This is a genomic window from Microbacterium keratanolyticum (genome assembly GCF_016907255.1).
GTDB lineage: Bacteria > Actinomycetota > Actinomycetes > Actinomycetales > Microbacteriaceae > Microbacterium > Microbacterium keratanolyticum.
The window spans coordinates 72,019-94,011 of sequence record NZ_JAFBBQ010000001.1; the positions used below are offsets into that span (position 1 = coordinate 72,019).

Below are 21,993 nucleotides of genomic sequence, written 5' to 3' on the forward strand. Positions count from 1 at the left end.
GACGTCATGGCAAAAGCACCCGCGCCTGAGAAGCGTCCTGGCTTCTTCTCGCAGATCTCCTCCCTGTTCCGGTTCACCCGCGAAGAGTACCCGTGGCTTCCGTGGGCGCAGATCGCGGTGCTGCTGTTCGGCATCGGCATCGGCCTCGTCATCGGCTACCTGATCCAGCCGGTCACCTGGTGGGGTGTGACGCTGTGGGGCATCACCGGCCTCATGCTCGGCATCCTCGCCGCTCTCTTCCTGATGACACGCCTGTCGACCAAGGCGATGTACAAGAAGATCGACGGCATGCCCGGTGCTACCGGTCACGTCCTCACGACGAGCCTCGGTCGCCACTGGCAGGCTCCTGACATGCCCGTCGGCGTGAACCCCAAGACGCAGGACGCCGTCTTCCGTGCCGTCGGCCGCGGTGGCATCGTCATCGTCGGAGAAGGTGCACGCGGTCGCCTCACCCGTCTCATCAACGATGAGAAGACCAAGGCGCAGCGCGTCGCGCAGGGCGTCCCCGTCAACGTCTTCTATGTCGGCCACGGCGACGACGAGGTCGAGATCGCCCAGCTGTCCAAGACCATCAAGAAGCTTCCCAAGGCGATCAACAAGCCGACCATGGCAGCTGTCATCAAGCGCCTCGAGTCGGTGTCGCAGTCGCTGTCGTCGCTGCCGATCCCGAAGGGCATCGACCCGCTCAAGGCTCGCGCACAGCGTCCGCGCTGACCGCGCGCCACACACGCACTGAGGAAGGCCCTGTCCGTACGGACAGGGCCTTCCTCATTGTCTCCCCGTCAGGAGAGCGGCTCTTTCGGCAGACGTCGCACCTTCGCGCGGCGACGGCGACGCTCCGGGATCATGGAGCGCATCTCATCGAGCTTTCCGAAGCACAGCAGACGGTCTTCCGCCTCGAGCACGACATGCTTGCGAGGGTTCGGGATGACGGTCACGCCGCGGTGCAGCGTAAGAACGGTGATGTCGCGCTCCCAGAGCCCCGACTCCCCCAGCGTCTTGCCGACGAGATCGGCACCGCCGTGGACGAGGAGCTCAGCGACGCCGTAACCCGTCGAGACCGTGAGGCGCTGGCGCACATCGATCTCGGGGAAGGCGACCTGGTTGGCGATGTAGTCGATGATCGCACCTGCGACATCGAGCTTCGTCGCCGTCTCGATGCCCTGAAGTCCAGGCGAGGAGTTGACCTCCATGACCAATGGGCCGTCGTCGCCCTCGAGCATGTCGACTCCGGCGACGCGCAGGCCCATGATCTGCGCGGAACGCACGGCCGCCTGCTCGTACTCGGGGTCGAGGGTCACAGGCTCGACTGTGCCGCCACGGTGCACGTTGGAGCGGAACTCGTCGCCGTTGGCGACGCGGCGCATCGCGGCGACGACGCGATCACCCACGACCAGGGCACGGATGTCGCGTCCGCGACTCTCCTGGATGAACTTCTGGATCAGCACGTTCTGCTTGGTCGAGTGCAGCGTCTCGATGATCGCCTCGGCGACTTTGACCTGCGGCGCGAGGATGACGCCGATGCCCTGCGTGCCCTCAAGCAGCTTGATGACGACCGGGGCTCCGCCGACACGCTCGATGGCGGGGCGCACGTCGGCACGGTTGCGCACGAATGCGGTCGCCGGCATCGCGATGTTGTGACGCGAGAGGATCTGGTTCGCGCGCAGCTTGTCGCGAGCACTGGAGATTCCATTGGCCGTGTTGGGCGTGTACACGTCCATCTGCTCGAACTGGCGCACCACAGCGGTGCCGAAGTAGGTGATCGAGTTGCCGATACGCGGCAGAATCGCGTCGTAGTCGCTGAGCTGGCGTCCTCGATAGTGCAGGTCCGGTTCATCCGCGGTCAGGTCGATCGCGAAACGCAGAGTGTTGAGAACCTTCACCTGGTGGCCACGCTGCAGCGCTGCAGCACGGAGACGCTGGGTGGAGTACGCCTGCGGGGCGCGGGAGAGGACGGCGAGCTTCACGGTGATTTCCTGCCAAGATGGTGCGTATGGATCAGACATCTCATTCAAGCACCCTTGTGGGGTGGCGTGAGTGGGTCAGCCTGCCCGATGCGGATATTCAGTGGGTGAAAGCCAAGATCGACACCGGCGCACGCAGTTCTTCGTTGCATGCGCACAACATCGTCGAGTTCGAACGCGACGGCGTGCCGTGGGTACGTTTCGATGTGCAGCCCTGGCAGCATGCAGCATCCGAGCACATCACGGTCGAGCGCCCGATCTTCGACCGTCGTGAGGTCCGCAGTTCCTCCGGTCACACGCAGAAGCGCCTGTTCGTCCTGCTCGACGTCGTGCTCGCCGGCGAGCGGGTCACGGCTGAGGTGACGCTGACCAACCGCAGCTCGATGGGCTTCCGGATGCTGATCGGCCGCGAAGCCCTGCGCCGCGGATTCATCGTGAACCCTGCGAAGTCCTACTTCGGAGAACGTCCGTCCAAGACACTCCGCCGCCGTAATCGCGGTCGCTGAGCCTCGTCGCGGCGCCCAGCGCTCAGGCGCGGATGAGCACCGTTCCCACAGCCTTGTCGTGCAGGCCGCGCTGGTCAGCATCCCAGATGACGGCCGGGATGACAATGACGATCAGCGCCGTGCGCACGATCGGCCGCCACAGCCCCACCCAGCCGCCCCCGAGCATCACGAGGCGCATGCCGAGGATTCGGTGCCCCGGGCTTCCGCCGACGGTCGGGATGAACAGGATCTGCAGCACGGCGAAGACGATGAGAGGCGACCAGAGCGAGGCACCCGCCTCCGTCGGCAGGGCGAACTGGTTGTACCCAAAGAAGGCAGTCGCGATCAGCGTCGCTGCGAAGTAGTCGATCGCGAGCGCCCCGATGCGACGGCCGGGTCGTGCGACGCTCCCTGGGCCGGTCTTCGGGAGTCCGAGGCGCTCACCGGGGAATGTACTCACAGATTCGGGCATGTCTCCCAGCCTAGGCGAGGGGATGTAACAAGCTGGAAACACAGCAGACACCTCCGGGCAATCGCCCGGCCATACTCTGCTCAAGGACCGAATGGTCGCCCCCGCAAATCAGGAGTTCATGCATGTTCAGCGATTCATCTGAAGTGCTCGCGTATATTCGCGAGAACGACGTCAAGTTCCTCGACATCCGTTTCACCGACCTGCCCGGTGTGCAGCAGCACTTCAACATCCCGGCCTCCACCGTCGATGAGACCTTCTTCGCCGAGGGGCAGCTGTTCGACGGCTCCTCTATCCGCGGTTTCGCGAGCATCAACGAATCCGACCTGCAGCTCATCCCCGACGTGACGACCGCGTACATCGACCCGTTCCGCGAGGCGAAGACCATCGTGATGGTGTTCGACATCTTCAACCCGCGCACGGGCGAGACCTACTCGAAGGACCCGCGTCAGGTTGCCAAGAAGGCCGAGAAGTACCTCGCCTCCACCGGCATCGCCGACACGGCGTTCTTCGCCCCCGAGGCAGAGTTCTACATCTTCGACGACGTCCGCTACGAGGTGTCGGCAGGCAAGAGCTTCTACTCGGTCGACTCCGACGAGGCAGCGTGGAACTCCGGCCGCAAGGAAGAGGGCGGCAACCTCGGCAACAAGACGCCCTTCAAGGGCGGATACTTCCCCGTCGCTCCCGTCGACAAGCAGTCCGATCTGCGCGATGACATCTGCCTCAAGCTCGAGGGCGTCGGCCTGCAGGTCGAGCGTTCGCACCACGAGGTCGGCACGGCCGGCCAGGCCGAGATCAACTACCGCTTCGACACGATGGTTCGCGCCGCCGACGACGTGCTGAAGTTCAAGTACATCGTCAAGAACACCGCTGAGGAGTGGGGCAAGACGGCGACGTTCATGCCGAAGCCCCTGTTCGGCGACAACGGCTCGGGCATGCACACCCACCAGTCGCTCTGGGCAGACGGCAAGCCGCTGTTCTACGACGAGAACGGCTACGCGCAGCTCAGCGACACCGCTCGCTGGTACATCGGCGGTCTGCTGAAGCACGCACACGCCGTGCTCGCGTTCACGAACCCCTCACTGAACAGCTACCACCGTCTGGTGAAGCACTTCGAGGCTCCCGTCAACCTCGCATACTCGGCGGGCAACCGCTCGGCCGCGATCCGCATCCCGCTGACGGGCTCGAACCCGAAGGCGAAGCGCATCGAGTTCCGTGTTCCGGATGCCGCATCCAACCCGTACCTCTGCTTCGCCGCGCAGCTGATGGCTGGTCTTGACGGCATCCGCAACCGCATCGAGCCGATGGAGCCGATCGACAAGGACCTCTACGAGCTTCCTCCGGAGGAAGCCAAGAACATCCCACAGGTGCCCAACTCGCTCCTGGACTCGCTCGAGGCACTCCGCAACGACCACGACTTCCTCCTCGAAGGCGGCGTGTTCACCAAGGAACTCATCGAGACCTGGATCGACTACAAGTACACCAAGGAGATCCTGCCGATGGCGCAGCGTCCCCACCCGTACGAGTACGAGCTCTACTACGGCGTCTGATCCCGTGGTCGGCGGCGGGCATAGCCTGCCGCCGACCACACGCAGAAGGGCCTGTCTCACTGCGGAGACGGGCCCTTCTGCGTGTGGTCATGAGCGAGGTCGTGGCCGTATCCCTGACCTCGCGTCTACGCTGGCTTCGTGAAGAGCCTGCGGATCCGCGCCGTCGACCTCGTCGACATCCTGGTGTACCTCGTCGTGCTCTCCCTGTTCGTTCAGCTCTTCCCGGAGGTCATCAGCGAGTCGTTCGTCGTCTCCCTGCTGACCGCGATTCTCCTCAAACTGGCGTTGGAAGCCATCGTGTGGGCGAAGGTGCGCATCGTCCAACGCATCAAGGGTGCTGACACCACACGCGGACGCCTCGTCGCCAGTGCGTCGCTGGTCGCGCTGAGCGCGCTGAGCAAGGCGCTCATCCTCTGGCTCACGGACGTCGTCCTCGGCGACAACGTTCATCTCGGAGGTTTCTGGTCGGTCACGCTCCTGGTCGTCGCTCTGATGGCGTGTCGGGCGCTGCTCCGGCGGCTCGTGGCGGACTGACCCGCCCCGTCATCACGCACAAGCCCGCCCCGCGAAACGCGGGGCGGGCTTGTGCGTGATGGTTCGCGGCTCAGGAAGCGCCGTAGCCGTCCTTTGCGTTGCGGCGGGTGGCGCCGCCGGCGGTGCGCATGACCCACGCGAGAGCGATGCTCACAAGCGCCAGGCCGGCGCAGAAGACGAGAGCCTGTCCCTGCGGGAGTTCGTGAGCGATGCCCATGCACCAGAACCCACCCAGAAACAGAACCATGAACAAGATGAAGCTACCGATCATCGCGGGACCCTCCTTAGGCTTCTCTCATAATCCCACGAATCGCGATGCGTCGTGAGCGCGCCTGGTCAGCGGACGAGAAGAGATGCCGCGCGCACTCCGACCTCGAAGACGCGCACCGCGCCGACTTCCTCACCGTCGATCTCGAACTGCTGAGGCTCGTCGAGTTCGACCCGCACCCGCGTGACCGATGCGTGGCTGGTGAACTCGGTGCTGACGGCCTCATCGGCACCGCCCAGCATTCGCTTGAGGCCGTTGTCCCACAGCAGCGATTTCGCCGTGTCGAGCCATCCGCGGACGCCCTCTGCACTGATCACGAGAACGTCGATGAGGCCGTCGTCGGGAACCGCATCCGGAAGCAAGGTGATGCCGCCCTGGATCATCCCGCAGTTGCCGATCAGCAGCGTGTGCACGGAGATGTCCTGAGATTCCTCATCGTCCAGGGCGATCTGGGCTCCGACGAGCTCTGTCGCTGCTGCCGCCTGGCCGAGTGCCTGCACGTACGCGAGCCAGCCCGCCTTCGCCTTCAGATCGTCGTCGGTCGCAGCGAGCATCTGCGCGTCGAGCCCCAGACCGACCATCACGAGGAATCCATGGACGCCCTCGTCATCCCCCTCGATGATGCGCACTTCTCCCACGTCGATGGTGTGCCCTTCTGCCGCCGCAGCGTGCTCGACCGCGGCGCGCACATCGCCGAGGGGCACGCCGAGGTTCCGCGCAAGCAGGTTGCCGGTTCCCCGCGGGATGATCGCGAGCGCCACATCCGTGTCCACCAGCGCCTCCGCGACGGCCCGCACCGTGCCGTCACCACCGGCGGCGTAGACGACGGCACAGCCGACGCGCACGGCCTCCTCCGCCATGCCGCGACCGGGGTCCTGCTCGGTGGTCTCCCACCAGCGCACGTCCTCACCGGCATGGACGCTCTCGATCGCCGTACGCAGTTCCGCCTCATCGACTTTCGTCGGATTCCAGATCACGCCCATCGTCGTCATGCTCCCAGCCTTGCCGGAGCGATCCCGGATGTCCAGCAGAACGACCGCGCTATCCGTAGAAGAGGGCCTCGAACGCGCGCCGTGCCCGTCGGGTCACTCGGAAGTACTCTTCTTCGAGCGCCGTCGCCGAGCGGTCCGGATACCCCAGAATTCGGGCGATCGCGTCCAGCTGACGTCGGTCCGCGGGAAGGATGTCACTCGTCTGCCCGGTGAGCAGGGTGATCGCCGAGCGCAGTCTGCTCGAGAGAAGCCAAGCGTCGCGAAGCATCGCCGACTGCTCTTCTGGGATGAGATCGTGCGTGGTCGCGACGTGCAGCGCGTCCAACGTGGACGTCGTCCGCAGACCAGGAATGCGGTGGGCATGCTCCAGCTGAATGATCTGGACGAGCCACTCCACGTCGCTCAAAGTGCCGGGACCGAGCTTCAGGTGACGCTTCGGATCCGCCCCCTGCGGCAGCCGCTCCCCCTCGACACGAGCCTTGATCCGCTTGATCTCACGAAGTCCCGTCTGCTCGACCTCGGCGGGATAACGCACGCTGTCGGCGAGCGTCATGAATCGGCCGATGAGGGTGTTGCTCCCCGCGATCCCCCGCGCACGCAGCAGCGCCTGCGCTTCCCACGACAGGGACCAGCGCCGGTAGTACTCGGCGTAGGCGTCGAACGTGCGCACGATCGGACCGTTGCGCCCCTCGGGTCGCAGGTCTGCGTCGAGCTCCAGCGGCACGCGGTGGTCGGTCAGATGCTCACGCAAGCCTGCGACGATCTGTGCGGCGAGTTGGCTCGCCCGCTCGGACTCGACGTCGTTCGGCTCGTAGACGAAGAGGATGTCGGCATCGGAGCCGAATCCGAGTTCGGCACCGCCGAAACGCCCCATCGCGATGATCGCGAAGTCGAGGCTGTCGTCTTCGGGCTCGACGACGTCGCGATACACAGCTCGGAGCGCCGACTGGATCGTCGCCTGTGTGATGTCGCTCAGCGCTGTCGCGACCTCCTCGACGGTCAGCACGTCTAGCACGGCACCCATGGCCGTACGCAGCAGTTCCCGGCGTCGCAGGGCCCGCACGGAGCGCACGGCGTCCTTCAGCACGCTGTGGCGCGTTTGGATCGCCCTGGCCTCCTCGTCGAGCGCTGCACGGCTGCGTGGGCGCAGCAACTCGGGACTGTCGAGCCAGGCGACAGACTCGGGCGTCCACTCCATGAGTTCGCCGACGAAGCGCGAAGTCGACAGCAGTCGTGTCAGGCTCTCGGCTGCACCGGCGGAGTCGCGCAGCATCCGCAGGAACCACGGGGTGTCCCCGAGACGCTCGCTGATGCGTCGGAAAGCGATCAGCCCGTAGTCAGGGTCGCTTCCGTCAGCGAACCATCGCACCATGACCGGCATGAGGTGTCGCTGGATCGTGGCCTTGCGACTCAGTCCGCTCGTGAGGGCGCCGATATGGCGCAGCGCGCCAGCAGGGTCGCGGAAGCCGATGGCCGCGAGACGATCGTGTGCCTGCTCGGTCGAGAGGGTGCGCTCTTCCTCGGGCAGCCCCGCGACCGCGCTCAGCAGCGGGCGGTAGAAGAGGCGGGTGTGGATGTCGCGCACCTCACGGCGGATCGACTCCCAGCGGTCCCAGATCGCGGAGCCGGATTCGGCCAGGCCTGTCGCTCGGGCGAGGATGCGCAGCCCCGCGTCGGTGCGCGGCATGAGATGCGTACGGCTGAGCTCGCGCAGCTGCAGACGGTGCTCCATGAGTCGCAGTCGGCAGTAGTCCTCGGCGAACGCGCTCGCTTCGGCGCGGCCGATGTACCCACCCGCGACGAGCGCGTCCAGGCTCTCCAGGGTGCCCCTCGTGCGCAACGTCTCATCCGTCAGACCGTGGACCAGCTGCAGCAACTGCACCGTGAACTCGATATCGCGGATGCCTCCGGAGCCGAGCTTGATCTGGTACGGCGCATCCTCCGGATCGATGTGCTCCGTGACGCGCTCGCGCATGCGCTGCACGCTGTCGACGAAGTCCTGACGCGCCGCGCTCGTCCAGACCTTCGACTGCACCTGGCGGATGTACGCCGCCCCCAGTTCTTCATCGCCAGCGAGCGGTCGGGCTTTGAGGAGCGCCTGGAACTCCCAGCTTTTCGCCCAGCGGTCGTAGTAGGCGACGTGCGAGCTGAGCGAGCGCACTAGCGCCCCCTGCTTGCCTTCCGGGCGCAGCGCCGCGTCGACCTCCCAGAGCGGCGGCTCGATCTCGAAGCCCGAGAGCACGCGCATGGTCTCTCGGGCGAGCTTCGTGGCGATATCGACCGCGGATGCCTCGTCGAGCACGCTCTCGTCGGTGCTTCCGCCCACGAAGATGACATCGACGTCGCTGACGTAGTTCAGCTCGCGCGCACCGGCCTTGCCCATGCCGATCACGGCCAATTGGGCGTTCGCGACCTTGTCTGCGGCAACGGTCTCGGAGACACGCGCACGCGCGACGGCGAGTGCGGCTTCGAGCGCGGCCCCTGCGATGTCTGCGAGTGCTGCCGACACCTCGCGGATGAAATCGGCCGGCGCGGGATGCAGCAGGTCGATCGCCGCGATCTGCGCCAGACTCCGCCGGTAGGCGATGCGCAAGGATTCGACCTCATGCTCGTCGCCGGAACGTGCACGTCCGTCAACGGCGCCGACCGCGTCGAGAAGACGGCGGCGCAGCTCCTCCGGCCCGGGCAGTGCGTCACCGGGGTCGGCCAGAACCTGCAGCTCCGCGGGGTGCCGCACGAAGAAGTCCGCGAGTCCCGTGGAGGCACCGAACACACGCCAGACCGTGCGCCGCGCGCTCTCATGCCGCCAGAGCGCCTGCAGGGGCACCGCATCGCGACGCGCCACGTGCAGCATGGATCGCACCGCGGCATCCGGGTCGGCCGCATCCGCGCCCTCAAGCAGCGTCGCGCGCGGGATGTCCAACAGCGTCGACAGCTCGTCCAACGCGGACGATGCGGCGCTCAGCTCCGCGAAACCAAGGCGCGCAAGCGCCGACAGCGAGACCGATCCGTCGGGCCGGGCCATGCTCCTCCGCTCAGAGCAACTCGAGGTTGCTCTTCAGTTCGAACGGCGTGACCTGTCCGCGGTACGCCTCCCACTCACGACGCTTGTTCAGCAGGACGTAGTTGAACACCTGCTCCCCCAGCGTCTCTGCCACGAGCTCCGAGCCCTCCATGAACTCCAGAGCATGATCCAGGCTCGCTGGCAGCGCGGCATAGCCGAGGGCACGACGTTCCGCATCGCTCAGCGACCAGACGTTGTCTTCCGCCTCGGGCGGAAGCTCATAGCCCTCTTCGATGCCCTTGAGACCGGCGGCGAGCATCAACGCGTACGCGAGGTAGGGATTGGCGGCGGAATCCAGGGCGCGGTACTCGACGCGCGTCGACTGCCCCTTGTTCGGCTTGTACATCGGTACACGCACGAGTGCGGACCGGTTGTTGTGCCCCCACGTGACGAAGCTCGGTGCCTCGTCGCCACCCCAGAGACGCTTGTACGAGTTGACGAACTGGTTCGTCACGGCGGCGATCTCGTTCGCGTGACGCAGCAGCCCCGCGATGAACGAGCGCCCGGTCTTGGACAGCTGGTACTTCGCACCCTCTTCGTAGAACGCGTTGACGTCGCCCTCGAACAGCGACATGTGGGTGTGCATGCCACTGCCCGGGTGGTCACTGAGCGGCTTGGGCATGAACGTCGCGTACACGCCCTGCTCGATCGCGACCTCCTTGATCACGGTGCGGAACGTCATGATGTTGTCGGCCGTCGTGAGCGCGTCTGCGTAACGCAGGTCGATCTCGTTCTGGCCGGGGCCACCCTCGTGGTGGCTGTACTCGACCGAGATGCCGAGGTCTTCCAGCATCCGCACGGAACGGCGGCGGAAGTCATGCGCTGTGCCGCCGGGCACGTTGTCGAAGTATCCCGCGGAGTCGACGGGCACCGGGCCGTCCGGACCGTACTGGGACGACTTCAGCAGGTAGAACTCGATCTCCGGGTGGGTGTAGAACGTGAAGCCAGCGTCCGCCGCCTTCGCCAGTGTGCGCTTGAGCACGTGGCGGGGGTCAGCGACCGCCGGCTGCCCGTCGGGCGTCGTCAGGTCGCAGAACATGCGCCCGGTCGGATCGATCTCACCACGCCACGGGAGCGTCTGGAAGGTCGTGGGATCCGGCTGCGCGAGCAGGTCCGATTCGAACGAGCGCGTCATGCCCTGGATCGCCGAGCCATCGAAGCCGATGCCCTCCGCGAACGCGCCTTCGACCTCAGCCGGCGCGATCGCGACGGACTTGAGTGTGCCGATGACGTCGGTGAACCAGAGACGTACGAACTTGACGCCGCGTTCTTCGATCGTCCGAAGGACGAAGTCGCGCTGCTTATCCATGTATCAGGCCTTGTCGCTTTCGGTAGAGCCCCAGTTGTCGGACTGTGCTTCGTCTTCGGCCCAGGCACGCGAGCGTTCCCGGATGACCTCGGGGGCGCGCGCTGCCTCTTCTGCCGTGGCGAAGGGTCCTGCGCGATCGACCGCGGGCGATTCCAGGCCGAACTCGACCTCGCCGGTGGTCAGGTTGTACCAGTACTTCTTGTCGTCTGACACGGTGTGACTCCTTCCTCGCGTGTTGACACGATCCTATTGCGTGATCCGACGCTCGGTAGGCTGAGAGCATGGCAAAAGCGATCGGCGTAGACATTGGCGGAACCGGCATCAAGGCGGGCATCGTCGATCTCGACCGCGGCATTCTCGATTCCGAGCGTGTGCGCGTTCCCACCCCCAAGGGCGCATCGCCCGCAGACGTGCTCGTCGCGGTGAAGACCGTGCTCACCGAACTCGGCGTGAGCGACTCGGATCTGCCCCTCGGCGTCGCCTTCCCGGCGATCGTGAAGTACGGCAAGACGCTGTCGGCGGCGAACGTGTCGCAGGACTGGATCGGCTTCGAGGCGGAGCGCTTCTTCGAGAACGGTCTGGGCCGCAGCATCCACTTCGTCAACGATGCGGATGCTGCCGGTGTCGCCGAGGTGCGCCACGGCGCCGCACGCGGCGCACGGGGCCTCACGATTCTCACGACTCTCGGCACCGGCATCGGCTCGGCATTTCTCTATGACGGCGTCCTGCTGCCCAACACCGAGCTCGGCCACCTGGACTACGAGGGCCGGGCGATCGAAAAGGTCGCCGCTTACTCCGCCATGGACCGCGAGAATCTCAGCTGGACGGAATGGTCCGAGCGGCTCCAGGTGTTCTACAAGCATGTCGAGTTCCTGTTCAGCCCCGACCTCTTCGTCGTCGGCGGCGGAGTCTCGAAGCACCCCGAGAACTTCCTGCCCCTGCTGAAGCTGAACACGCCGATCGTCGCCGCCGTGCACCGTAACTCGTCCGGCATCATCGGGGCGGCATCCCTCGCCGGGGACTGAGCCGCGACCGCGCGACCGCATCCGTGGAACTGACCCGATGACGGCAACGTCGGCGTGAACTCTCCGCGTTCACGCTCGCTGCGATGCCCCAGAGGACTTCCGCTTGAGAGATCGCGGTCAGGTCGCGTTGCCACTGGTCTTCTCACGGGGTCAGCAGCATGAGACTGTTCTGAAACGGTGTACTACTTGGTGGCTACGATGGTCGCGACGGTCGTCTCTGCGGTGATCGCTGTTCCATGCTGGTAGTCGCCGTGCAGTTGCACGTCGGTGAAGCCGCAGAGCTCCAGGAGCGTGCTCATCTCGTGGTGGCCCCAGAATCTGAGCACGAAGTGCTCCAGCTGCGCTTCGGTGAGGGTGCCGTCGACCCATCGCTCGTATCGTAGCTGCGATGTTCGCACTTGGTCAGCAGGGGAAACGCTTTCGACGAGCTCGCTGAGTGTGATCAGCCCGTCGTCGATTGCCCAGGAACGTGCACTGGGTGAGGTTTCGAAGAGTCCGCGGAGCGAGTCGAGGTCGAAGATGAGTCGCCCGCCGGGCAGGAGTGCGCGATGGACACGCTCTAAGGTGTCTCGGACTTCTTGCGGGGACGTCACCAGCTGCAGCGATCCGGCCGGGATGATGACTGCTTCAAAGGCCTCGACGGCATTGATGTCGCTAAACAACCCTGCGCCGATCGGCGCGTGCACACCCGCGGCTGTCGCGGCCCGCTCACAGAGTCGTCGCATGTCGGCAGACGGCTCGGTGCCTTGCACGGCATGACCTTTGCTGGCAAGAGAGATCAGCATGCGACCGTTGCCTGCTGCCGGCTCGAAGATCAGCCCTGAGGTGTCTTTCAGCAACTCCGTGTACAACTCGATGTCTCCGAAGGAACGCCCGACCGGCTTGTCGAGTTCGTAGACGACTGCGGCGAGGTTGCGGTAGGCACTGGCGGCTTGATTCGTCGTCTGCACGCTCGCTACGCTACCAAGCGCCGCTGCTTCGAACGAGTCGGGCCATAGCAATCACTGGAACTACTCCTGCACTTGACTTGGCACAGCGTCTGTCCACGTGCTCACGAAGACCAAAGGTGCTCCTGTTCAGCCCTCGCCGTGCACAAGGTTGAACGGCCGAAGCGACGACCTGCCCCGCAGCGACCTACCCAATGATCGCAACCCGCCGTCGCTCCCGAAACTCCGATTGTTGAGTTCTCGCACGCTCCCCTTTAGGGCCGAAGTGAGTCGTCGCCAATGACTCGAGCGCAGCAAACATATAGGAACTGCTCATCAGAGGAGAAAAAGCGAATGGGCCGGCCTGTACGCCGGGTTCTGTTCCGGGGTTCACGCCCCTTCGACGGCCATCTCTCTCGGCGACACGTTGCCGTGCCGCTCTAGCGGTCTACCCGAGGACTCGGCGAGCCGCGTCATCATCCTCTGTCTGACCTTGCTCCGGACGAGGTTTACCTAGCGGGGCATGTCACCATGCCCCCTGGTGGGCTCTTACCCCACCCTTTCACCCTTACCGGGACGAGCCCGGCGGTCTTCTCTCTGTGGCACTGTCTCGCGGATTTCTCCGGGTGGGTGTTACCCACCGCCCTGCCCTGTGGAGCCCGGACGTTCCTCGGTGCGGTTGCCCGCCACGCGACCGTCCGGCCGACCCATTCGCCTGTTCAGTCTACGGCCCCTTGGCCGCCGATTCCGCGATCCGCAGGTCGAGCGGGATGTCGATCGCGAAACCGGGAAAGAGGCGACGTGTGGCGGCATCCGCCGCATCGCGCACGGCCTGCGCCGCGTCCTCAGCCTGCGTCTTCGGTGCGTGCACGATGATCTCGTCGTGCAGGAAGAACGCGAGATGCGCGTGATCTCGGAAGTAGGGGCCGGATGCCTCGGCGGGAACGTCCGCGATCGGCAGCGCTGCGAGGCGGTGGCGGATCTCCGCCAACCAGAGCAGCGCCCATTCGGCGGCAGTGCCCTGGACCACGAAGTTGCGCGTGAAGCGTCCGCGATCACGGGCACGGCTGTTCGCGCGTCTCTCCTCGGCGCCACCCGCGTTCGGGTCGCTCGCAATGGACTGACTCTGCCGCCACTCCGTATCTGGGCGCGGGGTGCTGCGGCCGAGGAGGGTGCTCACGACTCCGCCGCGCTCCCCCGTGCGCGCTGCGTCGTCGACATGAGCCATCGCACGAGGAAAGACGGTGCGGAGCCGCGGTGCAAGGCGTCCGCTGTCACCGGTCGTCGCTCCGTACATGGCTCCGAGCACCGCGTACTTCGCCTCCTCGCGGGTGTGCACAACGCCGGAGCGGACGATGCCTTCGTACAGATCAGACCCCTGCCCCGCGGCCGCCATCGCTGTATCCCGTGACATCGCGGCCAGCACCCGTGGCTCGAGCTGGGCGACATCAGCCACGATGAGCGTCCATCCGGGATCCGCGCGGACGGCCGGACGCAGCACCCGGGGAATCTGCAGCGCACCCCCACCGGCTGAGGCCCAGCGCCCCGTCACGACACCGCCGGTGAGGTAGATCGGACGGAAACGCCCATCGCGCACCCACTCCGTCAGCCATGTCCAGCCGTTGGCGGTGAGCAGACGTGCCATCTTCTTGTAGGCGATGAGGGGTGCGATCGCGGGATGCTCGTGCTCGCTCAGCTCCCAGCGGGATGTGGATTCGACCAGAATCCCCGCCCGGTGCAGAGCGCGCAGCAGCCGTGTCGGGCTGTCGGGGTTGAGAGTCTGATCGTCGAGGTCTATGCGAATCTGCGCGGCCAGGGCCGCCATCCGCCGCGGGCGTGTGTCACCCATCGTGCGTTCGCCGAGCATTTCGACGAGGATCTGCTCATGCGCGGCGCGATCCCAGGGCAAGCCTGCGGCCGTCATCTCTTCTGCGATCAGGGAACCCGTGGACTCCGCCGCACACAGCAACGACAGACGACTGTCGGGCGCCGCACGTAGCGCCTCCTGCTGCCGCCGTCGCTCCGCGAGCATCTCCGCCAGGTCAGGACCGCTGTCCGTGCTGTCATCGACGAAGGAGAACAGCGCCGGCGCATGGGGCTGCGCCGTCGGCTCCTCGCGGATCCACCGTGATGACCCCGACAGGGGTGACGGGAGCGCCGCGGTATCGCGCAGGATCGCGTGACACAGCAGCAGATCCCACGCGCGGCGCAGCCGGACGCCATCGTCCAGCAGTAGCGGGTACACGTCATGAAGCGTGCGGACGATCCAGCGCGGCGACGACTCCTCCTGCGCGCGGACCCAGCGCGTGAGCGCTGCATCCGCGATGGATTCCTGCCCGAGTTCCGCGTCCTCGGAATCCAAATATGCGGCCTGCCAGGACCCGTCGTCGCCCGGGGCGAGCACGATCGACGCGGTGCCCGGCGGCGTATCTGAGGTCATCGCCGCATCCGACAGGGGCCGAGGCGGGAACCCCAGGGGACACGGCAGAAAGGCATAGGTCGAAGATATGCCTCACCACCGACGTTCCGCGCATCGTAGGGAGCTGTGGCGGGAGGCGCGCATGTCACTCTGTGTCGCTGTGTCATCGCTTCGTCACACTTTCGTCATATCCCCGGGTTAGCGTGGGAGCCACCGCTAGAGCGTCTCGAGAGGAGATCCCATGTCTGAGCGCTCCCCCTTCACCGCCCACAACGGCTTCACCCTGCCGTCGCAGGGGCTCGGCACGTACCAGTTGCGCGGCGAGGCCGGCGCGGATGCTGTGCGCGCCGGAATCGAATCGGGCTACCGGCTCATCGACACGGCATTCAACTACGAGAACGAGGGTGCGGTCGGGTGGGGTATCGCCGGTGCTGCCGTCGAACGCGGTGAACTCGTCGTGACGACCAAGCTCGCCGGACGCCACCACGAGCGCGCGCGGGCCCTCGTGTCCATTGAGGAGAGCCGGCTCCGACTCGGTCTCGATGCGATCGATCTCGTCCTGATCCACTGGCCCAATCCGCGGATCGACCGCTATGTCGAGGCCTGGGCCGCGTTGATCGAATCCCGCGACAACGGGCAGGTCCGCCAACTGGGCGTGTCCAACTTCCTGCCGGAGCACCTGGAGCGGATCGAAGATGCAACGGGCGTTCGCCCGGTCGTGAATCAGCTCGAGATCCACCCGTACTTCCCTCAGGAGGACGCCCTCACCTACCACCGGGAACGGGGAATCATCACGGAGGCGTGGAGCCCCCTCGGGCGTGCGCGCGAAGTGCTCGATGAGCCTGTGATCCACGACATCGCCGCCGCGCACGGACTCACCCCCGCGCAGGCCGTACTCGCCTGGCACAGTTCACGGGGCGTCGTCGCGATCCCGAAGTCGGCGGATCCTGCGCGCCAGAGTGCGAATCTCGCCGCCGCCGAGGTGCGACTGAGCGACGACGAGATCGCGGCGATCACGGCTCTCGGACGCGCGGACGGACGCCTGTTCGACGCGGATCCCGCCACACACGAAGAGCTGTGATCCGCGCCTAGAGTCCGGACTCCTCCGTGCGGACGAGGATCGCGTTGCACTCGGGGCAGGACACGATGTCGTCGGCCGCCTGCTGACGGATGCGGTTCAGGTCGATGCCCGAGAGCACGATGCGGCACCCCTCGCACATGCCGGCGCGCAGCAGTGCTGCACCGGCGGTGCGCGTCGCACGGCGCTCGTAGTCGCTGAGCAGAGCCGGCGGCAGCTCTGCCGTGAGAGCAGCACGATCGCGGGCGAGTTCGCCGTGCTCCTTCTCCGCGGCGGCAATGTGCGCCTTCGCCTCGGTGGACAGCTGCGCCCCCTCGGCCGTCGTCACATCAATCAGCGCCTGCTGCGCGGCGACAGCGGCCTCGGCGTCTTCGACGCGGGCCATGACCTCCAGCTCGGCATCCTCCAGCTCGCGCTGACGGCGTGCGAGGCTGGCGAGCTCGTGCTCGAGGGCCACGGCGTCTTTGGGATTCGTCGATGCGGCCAGACGGGCCGCATCGCGCTCTCGACGCTGTTCGACGACCTTCACGTCGGACTCGATGCGCCCCAGTTCCGTCCTGGCGTCGTCGCGAGCACCCGTGGCGACAGTCAGCTCCCGAAGCTGCTCCTGGCGGATCGCCATGAGCTCACTCACCCGGGCTGCCTGCGGCGGGTGGGAGCGCGCGTGCTCGGCCTGGGCGGTGCGTCGATCGATGTCGGCGACGTCGAGGAGGACGCGCTGGTGTTCCGGGTTCGCTTTCACGATTCAAACTTACGCCAGGATGCTGCGACGCGCCGTGAACGGCCGCGTCGCAGCATCCGTCCAAGGTTCTACAGCTGGGTCAGAAGATCGCGCATCGTGGCGATCTCAATCTGCTGCGCGTCGATGACCTCCTGCGCGAGGGCGCGGACATCCGGATCTTCACCGTTCTCGACGGCGACCTGCGCCATCTCGACGGCGCCCTCATGGTGCACGATCATCTGCTCGAGGAACAGGCGTGCCGCATCTGCGCCGTTTGCCGCCTCCAGGTTGGCCATGTCCTCGGCGGACATCATTCCGTCACCGTGGTCCATGCCGGCGTGTCCGTCAGCGCGCACACCCCACTCCGTGAGCCACGCGTTCATACGCTCGATCTCCGGTCCCTGTGCTGCCTTGATCTCCTCGGCCAGCGTGCGGACCCGCTCGTCGACCCCCTCCTTCTCGAGGATCACGTCGCTCATCTGGATCGCCTGCTCATGGTGCGGGATCATCATCGTCACGAACATCTGATCCGCCGCGCTGACCGGCGCAGGCGAGACCGATGACGAATCACTCGTGTGATCCATTCCGGGCATTCCCCCTGTGTTCGCACAGCCGCTGAGTCCCAGTGCGAGGGTCAGCGGTAGCGCCGCGAGCAGGGCGAGGCGGGCATTCTTGCGGTCGATCATGGACATCGTCGTTCTTCTTTCTGCTGTCGTATGAGAAACGTCCCGAAGGACGGTGCGTCTGCCCGATCTGGACAACCGGGCGGATGCTTCTCAGGTCCGCAGTATCGAGAGTTCCGTGAGACTCGGCGCGACAGGATGTCTCTGGGTGGCGAACAGCTCCATACGTGGGGCCAGCATCGGCGCAGCGATAGTGAGGAGTGTCGGCGTGGTCCGCGCCCGGAGCAGCACGAGCAGGGCAAGCGCAAGGACGCAGGTCATCATGACCGCATCACCGTGGTGGGGTGCTGGAGCATCCGTCAGCGGCGGCGGCCCGCCCGCCTCCGCCACCGGAGACAGCGGGGCATCGACGGCCATGTGTGCCGGGGCGTCCCCGTGCGACATGGTGTCCGGTGGCGCGGCCATCGTGTGCATGCCGAGGAGTCCGGCGATCAACAGGGGTACGGCGAGCACCAGCAGGAACCACGCGCGTCGTCCGCGTCGCGGTGTCAGGTCTCTCGCCAATGCCATTGCCGTTCACGCTCCGCGAGCGAGGATACCCCACCCGGGTAGGCGGGTGCCGCGATTCACAGGTCGCTGTGAACCCCATCGACGTAGAACCATTCCCGGCCCTCCCGCACGAACCTGCTGCGTTCGCGCAGACGATGACGCTGCCCCGTCTCCTCGTACATCGCCACGAACTCGACGACGCCCTCGCGGTCGAACGGACCGCCGGCGACCGTGTCCACGATCGCGAGACGCACCCAGGTCGCGTCGGGGTCGAGCTCCAGATGCGCGGGACGAGTCGACGCGTGCCAGGTGCGAAGCAGGTGTGCGACATGACCGCGCGAGAACGCCGTGTAGCGCGAGCGCATGAGCGCCTCGGCTGTCGGCGCAGTTCCCCCGTCAAGGAAGGACCCGCAACACGCCGAGTACGCGTCACCGCGTCCGCACGGGCAGCGCTCCTCAGCGGGAGGTGTCGACATGAAGGCCTTTCGGAATACCCCTATGGGGTATATGGTTGCTGTCATCATGGATGACTCAACGAAGGATGATGCACCCACCGTACCCGCTGCGCAGCACGCTCATGCGGCACACGGGGAGCACACCAGCCACGACACGCATTCGGAGCACGGCGGCCCCGAAGGCCACGGCACTCATCACGGACACAGCGCGCCCGGCGAGCACGACGCGCATGCGAACCACTCGGCGCATGCGGGCCACGCGACGCAGGAATCTGCTGGCGGCCATGACGATCACGCCTCGCACGGCGGGCACGGCGGGCACGGCGACCATGTCGGGCAGTTCCGTCGCCTGTTCTGGGTGATGCTGGCGCTCGCCGTACCCGTCGTCGCCTTCTCGCCCATGTTCGCGATGCTGGTCGGCTACTCCGTGCCGGATAACCCTGTCATCGCCTGGATTCCTCCGGTTCTGGGCACCGTCATCTACCTGTGGGGCGGGCGCCCCTTCCTGACCGGGGCCGTGCAAGAACTCCGCGCACGCAAACCGGGGATGATGCTGCTGATCGCTCTCGCGATCACCGTGGCGTTCATCGCCTCGTGGGGCGCGACGCTCGGCATCCTGCATCACGAGCTCGACTTCTGGTGGGAACTCGCGCTCCTCGTCGTCATCATGCTTCTCGGCCACTGGATCGAGATGCGCTCACTCGCCGACACGACGTCCGCACTCGACTCTCTGGCGGCGCTCCTGCCGGACGAGGCGGAGCGCGTCGTCGGCGACGGGCTCGAGAAGGTCGCACCCGCAGATCTGCGCGTGGACGACGTCGTGCTGATTCGTCCGGGCGGGCGCGTGCCCGCGGATGCTGTGATCACCGAGGGTACGGCCAGCATGGACGAGTCGATGATCACGGGCGAGTCCCGGACGGTGACCCGCAGCGTCGGCGACACGCTCGTCGCAGGTACCGTCGCAACCGACTCGGGCGTGCGGGCCCGTGTCACGGCCGTCGGCGAGGACACCGCGCTGGCCGGAATCAGTCGCCTCGTCTCCGAAGCGCAGCTCTCGAGCTCGCGCGCCCAGCGCATCGCCGACCGCGCCGCCGGCTGGCTCTTCTGGTTCGCGCTGATCGCGGGCGTCATCACGGCGATCGTCTGGACAGCGATCGGGATGCCGGATGCCGCCGTTGTTCGCACGATCACTGTTCTCGTGATCGCCTGCCCGCACGCGTTGGGCCTGGCGATCCCTCTGGTGGTGTCGATCGCCACGGAGCGCGCGGCACGCGGCGGCATCCTGGTCAAGGATCGCCTGGCTCTGGAGCGCATGCGCAGCGTCGACACCGTGCTCTTCGACAAGACCGGCACGCTCACCGAAGGCGCCCCCGCCGTCACCGAGATCGCCGCAGCCGAAGGCTTCACCGAGGACGAAGTGCTGCGCCTGGCCGCCAGCGCCGAACATGACTCCGAGCACCCGCTCGCCCGCGCGATCGTGCAGGCTGCAGCGGATCGTTCACTGGCACTCGCCGCGTCACGCGGGTTCACCTCGAACCCGGCCGAAGGTGTCCGCGCCGTCGTCGACGAGAAGGTCGTTCATGTCGGCGGACCGAAGATGCTCGCGAACGAGAGTGCGCACGAACTTCCCATCGCCGACGAATGGCGCACGACCGGCTCGATCATCCTGCACGTGCTGGTCGACGGCGCCGTAGCGGGAGCCCTGCGGCTGGCGGATGAGATCCGCTCGGCGTCCCGCGATGCCGTCGCCGCACTGCACAAGCGCGGGGTTGAGGTCGTCATGATCACCGGCGACGCAGAGGCGGTTGCCGCGTCCGTCGCCGCGGAGCTCGGCATCACGCGCTTCTTCGCCGGAGTCCGACCGGAAGATAAGTCGCAGAAGGTCGGCGAGCTCATCGACGAGGGGCGTGTCGTCGCGATGGTCGGCGACGGCGTCAACGACGCCCCGGCCCTTGCGCGCGCCGACGTCGGCATCGCGATCGGCGCGGGAACCGATGTCGCAATTGCGTCGGCGGGTGTGATTCTCGCCAGCGATGACCCGCGATCGGTGGTCTCGGCGATCGACCTGTCGCATGCCAGCTACCGCAAGATGACGCAGAACCTGTGGTGGGCGGCCGGATACAACCTGCTCGCCGTGCCGCTCGCCGCGGGAGTGCTGGCACCGATCGGGTTCATCCTCCCGATGTCGGTCGGCGCGGTGTTGATGTCGCTGTCGACGATCGTGGTCGCCCTGAACGCGCAGCTGCTGCGCCGGATGGACCTGCGCCCCGAGCGCATCAGCGAAGAGGTGCGCTGACTACTCGCAGGCCAGCCCGTCGCGGTCACCGTCGCCCTTGTTTCCTGTGCCGAATGCGAACCACTCGTAGATCGCGGCCTGCGCGGGATCATCACGGCTGAAGGGACCGACGGGGTGGCCTGCGGCGTTCTTCTTGAGGCGGCCACACGAGGTGTACTGGTACCACCAGCCCTCCTCGGCAGCGGCTCCAGCGATCGGCTCCGGGGCATCGACCGGAGGCGGCGGCTGAGCCTGGCACCCGAGCGGCACCACCACGCCCGTGGCATCCCGAATCGCCGTCTGTGCCGCCTGATAGCTCACCTCGTTCGGATGCATCGGATAGCCGTCACGGGAGTCAAATCGTGCGACCGCGTGCCCCGCCTGCAGTTGGACCAGCCCCAAGTCGGCACCGGCTTCGGTCGCGACGTAGCGAAGGAGGCGGTCGTAGCGATCACGGTCGTTCTGCCCCTCAGGACGAGTGAGGGTGAGCGGAGCGCCCGCTGTCACTGCCATCCCGATCTGCGCGGATGCTTCGCCGTAGCCGCACTCACCGCGTTCGGGCGTATCGATGCCGATCAGGCGCACCGTGCCCACGCTTGTCTCGATCGTGTCGCCATCGATCACGGAGACGAAGGTCGCCGAGACCTGCGCCGACGCCGTTTCGGGGTGAGGATCCGGCTGTTCTGAGACGACAGCCTGCACCCGGTCGAGCAGTGAAGGCGCACCCGTCACGATGATGATGGAGCCGATGAGGCCGATCGCCAGCACACCGCCGAGAATGTGAAGCGGGCGGATCTTCCTCCCGCGGCGACCCGTCACAACGCGATTTGGTAGTGCACGAAGCCGGTATCGGACGCGACCCGGTCGTAGAGCGCCCGCGCGGTCGCATTCGTGTTCTGCGTCAGCCAGTAGACCTTCGCGCAGCCCGCGTCTTTGGCCCAGTCAGTGACGTGCCCGATCAGCGCATGCCCTGCGCCCGTGCCGCGCGCGTCGGGCGCGACATATAGGTCTTCGAGGTAGCAGTACTCCCCTGCCGACCAGGTCGCGGGGTGCGTGAGCCAGTGCACGATGCCCAGTGCAGAACCATCGTCTGCGCGGGCGATCGCACCGTGGATGGTGTCATCCGCGACCAGACGGTCGAAGGTGAGGGCCGTCTGCTCGGGTGAGAGGGTCGCTTCGTAGAAGGCGAGATACCCCTCCCAGAGCGACAGCCAGTCGGCACGATCATCAGGACCGATCGGAGCAATGCGCAGCATCCGGCGAGTCTATGGTTGCCCGCCGACATCC

General features: G+C 66.4%; 22 protein-coding genes and 1 other RNA gene. 7 read left to right on the forward strand and 16 right to left on the reverse strand.

The features are described 5' to 3' along the window. Window positions 1-6: 6 nt before the first annotated feature. Complete coding sequence (locus JOD62_RS00350; RefSeq protein ID WP_204937369.1) at window positions 7-714, forward strand: DUF4191 domain-containing protein; 708 nt, start codon at window positions 7-9, stop codon at window positions 712-714. Window positions 715-782: 68 nt separating this feature from the next. On the opposite strand, the gene JOD62_RS00355 is transcribed toward JOD62_RS00350, so the two are convergent. After that, complete coding sequence (locus tag JOD62_RS00355) at window positions 783-1,967, reverse strand: RimK family alpha-L-glutamate ligase (RefSeq protein ID WP_204937370.1); 1,185 nt, start codon at window positions 1,965-1,967, stop codon at window positions 783-785. A gap of 26 nt (window positions 1,968-1,993) precedes the next feature. On the opposite strand from JOD62_RS00355, the gene JOD62_RS00360 reads away from it, so the two are divergent. Beyond that, window positions 1,994-2,470, forward strand: a complete 477-nt coding sequence (locus JOD62_RS00360; RefSeq protein ID WP_239526498.1) for an ATP-dependent zinc protease family protein — start codon at window positions 1,994-1,996, stop codon at window positions 2,468-2,470. A gap of 22 nt (window positions 2,471-2,492) precedes the next feature. Here JOD62_RS00360 and JOD62_RS00365 read toward each other — a convergent pair whose 3' ends face one another. Next, the gene (locus JOD62_RS00365; protein ID WP_204937372.1) at window positions 2,493-2,921 is read right to left on the reverse strand and encodes an RDD family protein; all 429 of its coding nucleotides are present in this window, start codon (window positions 2,919-2,921) and stop codon (window positions 2,493-2,495) included. 122 nt (window positions 2,922-3,043) lie between these two features. Here JOD62_RS00365 and glnA point away from each other — a divergent pair, with 122 nt between their 5' ends. Both glnA and JOD62_RS00375 read left to right on the forward strand, forming a co-directional pair. Continuing rightward, complete coding sequence (glnA, locus tag JOD62_RS00370) at window positions 3,044-4,468, forward strand: type I glutamate--ammonia ligase (RefSeq protein WP_204937373.1); 1,425 nt, start codon at window positions 3,044-3,046, stop codon at window positions 4,466-4,468. A 138-nt stretch (window positions 4,469-4,606) separates the two neighbouring features. Next, window positions 4,607-5,002 carry a hypothetical protein gene (locus JOD62_RS00375; RefSeq protein ID WP_271171571.1) on the forward strand — a complete coding sequence of 132 codons (396 nt, stop codon included), beginning with the start codon at window positions 4,607-4,609 and terminating at the stop codon, window positions 5,000-5,002. Window positions 5,003-5,072: 70 nt separating this feature from the next. On the opposite strand, the gene JOD62_RS00380 is transcribed toward JOD62_RS00375, so the two are convergent. From JOD62_RS00380 to JOD62_RS00400, 5 genes are all read right to left on the reverse strand, one after another. Continuing rightward, on the reverse strand, window positions 5,073-5,273 hold the full coding sequence (locus JOD62_RS00380) for a hypothetical protein (RefSeq protein WP_204937374.1): 201 nt from the start codon (window positions 5,271-5,273) through the stop codon (window positions 5,073-5,075). A gap of 65 nt (window positions 5,274-5,338) precedes the next feature. Further along, complete coding sequence (locus tag JOD62_RS00385) at window positions 5,339-6,262, reverse strand: diacylglycerol/lipid kinase family protein (RefSeq protein ID WP_204937375.1); 924 nt, start codon at window positions 6,260-6,262, stop codon at window positions 5,339-5,341. A 49-nt stretch (window positions 6,263-6,311) separates the two neighbouring features. Continuing rightward, window positions 6,312-9,287 carry a bifunctional [glutamine synthetase] adenylyltransferase/[glutamine synthetase]-adenylyl-L-tyrosine phosphorylase gene (locus tag JOD62_RS00390; RefSeq protein WP_204937376.1) on the reverse strand — a complete coding sequence of 992 codons (2,976 nt, stop codon included), beginning with the start codon at window positions 9,285-9,287 and terminating at the stop codon, window positions 6,312-6,314. Window positions 9,288-9,297: 10 nt separating this feature from the next. Beyond that, the gene (locus JOD62_RS00395; protein WP_204937377.1) at window positions 9,298-10,635 is read right to left on the reverse strand and encodes a glutamine synthetase family protein; all 1,338 of its coding nucleotides are present in this window, start codon (window positions 10,633-10,635) and stop codon (window positions 9,298-9,300) included. A 3-nt stretch (window positions 10,636-10,638) separates the two neighbouring features. Next, window positions 10,639-10,848: an SPOR domain-containing protein gene (locus tag JOD62_RS00400; protein ID WP_204937378.1), complete on the reverse strand. Its 210-nt coding sequence runs from the start codon at window positions 10,846-10,848 to the stop codon at window positions 10,639-10,641. A gap of 68 nt (window positions 10,849-10,916) precedes the next feature. Between JOD62_RS00400 and ppgK the strand changes: the two genes are divergently transcribed. Beyond that, window positions 10,917-11,660, forward strand: a complete 744-nt coding sequence (gene ppgK, locus JOD62_RS00405; protein ID WP_204937379.1) for a polyphosphate--glucose phosphotransferase — start codon at window positions 10,917-10,919, stop codon at window positions 11,658-11,660. A 182-nt stretch (window positions 11,661-11,842) separates the two neighbouring features. Here the strand turns inward: ppgK and JOD62_RS00410 are convergent, their stop codons facing one another. The 3 genes from JOD62_RS00410 to JOD62_RS00420 form a co-directional block, all read right to left on the reverse strand. Further along, complete coding sequence (locus JOD62_RS00410; protein WP_204937380.1) at window positions 11,843-12,610, reverse strand: class I SAM-dependent methyltransferase; 768 nt, start codon at window positions 12,608-12,610, stop codon at window positions 11,843-11,845. 327 nt (window positions 12,611-12,937) lie between these two features. Beyond that, an RNA gene (gene rnpB, locus JOD62_RS00415) (RNase P RNA component class A) lies at window positions 12,938-13,296 on the reverse strand. 14 nt (window positions 13,297-13,310) lie between these two features. Further along, entirely contained in the window at window positions 13,311-15,026 is a 1,716-nt protein-coding gene (locus tag JOD62_RS00420; RefSeq protein WP_204937381.1) for a bifunctional 3'-5' exonuclease/DNA polymerase, read from the reverse strand. Window positions 15,027-15,246: 220 nt separating this feature from the next. On the opposite strand from JOD62_RS00420, the gene JOD62_RS00425 reads away from it, so the two are divergent. After that, entirely contained in the window at window positions 15,247-16,086 is an 840-nt protein-coding gene (locus tag JOD62_RS00425; RefSeq protein WP_204937382.1) for an aldo/keto reductase, read from the forward strand. 7 nt (window positions 16,087-16,093) lie between these two features. On the opposite strand, the gene JOD62_RS00430 is transcribed toward JOD62_RS00425, so the two are convergent. The 4 genes from JOD62_RS00430 to JOD62_RS00445 form a co-directional block, all read right to left on the reverse strand. After that, window positions 16,094-16,825 (reverse strand): zinc ribbon domain-containing protein, encoded by a 732-nt coding sequence (locus tag JOD62_RS00430; protein ID WP_204937383.1) that lies wholly within the window; start codon window positions 16,823-16,825, stop codon window positions 16,094-16,096. Between the two features lie 68 nt (window positions 16,826-16,893). Continuing rightward, window positions 16,894-17,496, reverse strand: coding sequence for a DUF305 domain-containing protein (locus tag JOD62_RS00435; RefSeq protein WP_407666018.1), 603 nt, complete (start codon window positions 17,494-17,496; stop codon window positions 16,894-16,896). Window positions 17,497-17,580: 84 nt separating this feature from the next. Further along, a complete protein-coding gene (locus JOD62_RS00440; RefSeq protein ID WP_204937384.1) occupies window positions 17,581-17,997 on the reverse strand; it encodes a DUF6153 family protein in 417 nt (138 codons plus the stop codon). A 56-nt stretch (window positions 17,998-18,053) separates the two neighbouring features. Beyond that, window positions 18,054-18,452, reverse strand: a complete 399-nt coding sequence (locus JOD62_RS00445; RefSeq protein ID WP_204937385.1) for a YchJ family protein — start codon at window positions 18,450-18,452, stop codon at window positions 18,054-18,056. A gap of 46 nt (window positions 18,453-18,498) precedes the next feature. Between JOD62_RS00445 and JOD62_RS00450 the strand changes: the two genes are divergently transcribed. Next, window positions 18,499-20,727, forward strand: a complete 2,229-nt coding sequence (locus tag JOD62_RS00450; RefSeq protein ID WP_204937386.1) for a heavy metal translocating P-type ATPase — start codon at window positions 18,499-18,501, stop codon at window positions 20,725-20,727. On the opposite strand, the gene JOD62_RS00455 is transcribed toward JOD62_RS00450, so the two are convergent. Both JOD62_RS00455 and JOD62_RS00460 read right to left on the reverse strand, forming a co-directional pair. Continuing rightward, window positions 20,728-21,525 (reverse strand): thermonuclease family protein, encoded by a 798-nt coding sequence (locus tag JOD62_RS00455; protein WP_204937387.1) that lies wholly within the window; start codon window positions 21,523-21,525, stop codon window positions 20,728-20,730. Beyond that, window positions 21,522-21,962, reverse strand: a complete 441-nt coding sequence (locus JOD62_RS00460; RefSeq protein WP_204937388.1) for a GNAT family N-acetyltransferase — start codon at window positions 21,960-21,962, stop codon at window positions 21,522-21,524. The genes JOD62_RS00455 and JOD62_RS00460 overlap by 4 nt, the downstream gene beginning before the upstream one ends. Window positions 21,963-21,993 lie beyond the last annotated feature (31 nt).

Excerpts from the sequence above, each read along its gene's own strand:
- JOD62_RS00350 (WP_204937369.1), top strand. The coding sequence starts at position 7 with ATGGCAAAAGCACCCGCGCCTGAGAAGCGTCCTGGCTTCTTCTCGCAG.
- JOD62_RS00360 (WP_239526498.1), top strand. The coding sequence starts at position 1,994 with ATGGATCAGACATCTCATTCAAGCACCCTTGTGGGGTGGCGTGAGTGG.
- JOD62_RS00365 (WP_204937372.1), bottom strand. The coding sequence starts at position 2,921 with ATGCCCGAATCTGTGAGTACATTCCCCGGTGAGCGCCTCGGACTCCCG.
- glnA (WP_204937373.1), top strand. The coding sequence starts at position 3,044 with ATGTTCAGCGATTCATCTGAAGTGCTCGCGTATATTCGCGAGAACGAC.
- JOD62_RS00380 (WP_204937374.1), bottom strand. The coding sequence starts at position 5,273 with ATGATCGGTAGCTTCATCTTGTTCATGGTTCTGTTTCTGGGTGGGTTC.
- JOD62_RS00385 (WP_204937375.1), bottom strand. The coding sequence starts at position 6,262 with ATGACGACGATGGGCGTGATCTGGAATCCGACGAAAGTCGATGAGGCG.
- JOD62_RS00390 (WP_204937376.1), bottom strand. The coding sequence starts at position 9,287 with ATGGCCCGGCCCGACGGATCGGTCTCGCTGTCGGCGCTTGCGCGCCTT.
- JOD62_RS00395 (WP_204937377.1), bottom strand. The coding sequence starts at position 10,635 with ATGGATAAGCAGCGCGACTTCGTCCTTCGGACGATCGAAGAACGCGGC.
- ppgK (WP_204937379.1), top strand. The coding sequence starts at position 10,917 with ATGGCAAAAGCGATCGGCGTAGACATTGGCGGAACCGGCATCAAGGCG.
- JOD62_RS00420 (WP_204937381.1), bottom strand. The coding sequence starts at position 15,026 with ATGACCTCAGATACGCCGCCGGGCACCGCGTCGATCGTGCTCGCCCCG.
- JOD62_RS00425 (WP_204937382.1), top strand. The coding sequence starts at position 15,247 with ATGTCTGAGCGCTCCCCCTTCACCGCCCACAACGGCTTCACCCTGCCG.
- JOD62_RS00435 (WP_407666018.1), bottom strand. The coding sequence starts at position 17,496 with ATGTCCATGATCGACCGCAAGAATGCCCGCCTCGCCCTGCTCGCGGCG.
- JOD62_RS00440 (WP_204937384.1), bottom strand. The coding sequence starts at position 17,997 with ATGGCATTGGCGAGAGACCTGACACCGCGACGCGGACGACGCGCGTGG.
- JOD62_RS00445 (WP_204937385.1), bottom strand. The coding sequence starts at position 18,452 with ATGTCGACACCTCCCGCTGAGGAGCGCTGCCCGTGCGGACGCGGTGAC.
- JOD62_RS00450 (WP_204937386.1), top strand. The coding sequence starts at position 18,499 with ATGGATGACTCAACGAAGGATGATGCACCCACCGTACCCGCTGCGCAG.
- JOD62_RS00460 (WP_204937388.1), bottom strand. The coding sequence starts at position 21,962 with ATGCTGCGCATTGCTCCGATCGGTCCTGATGATCGTGCCGACTGGCTG.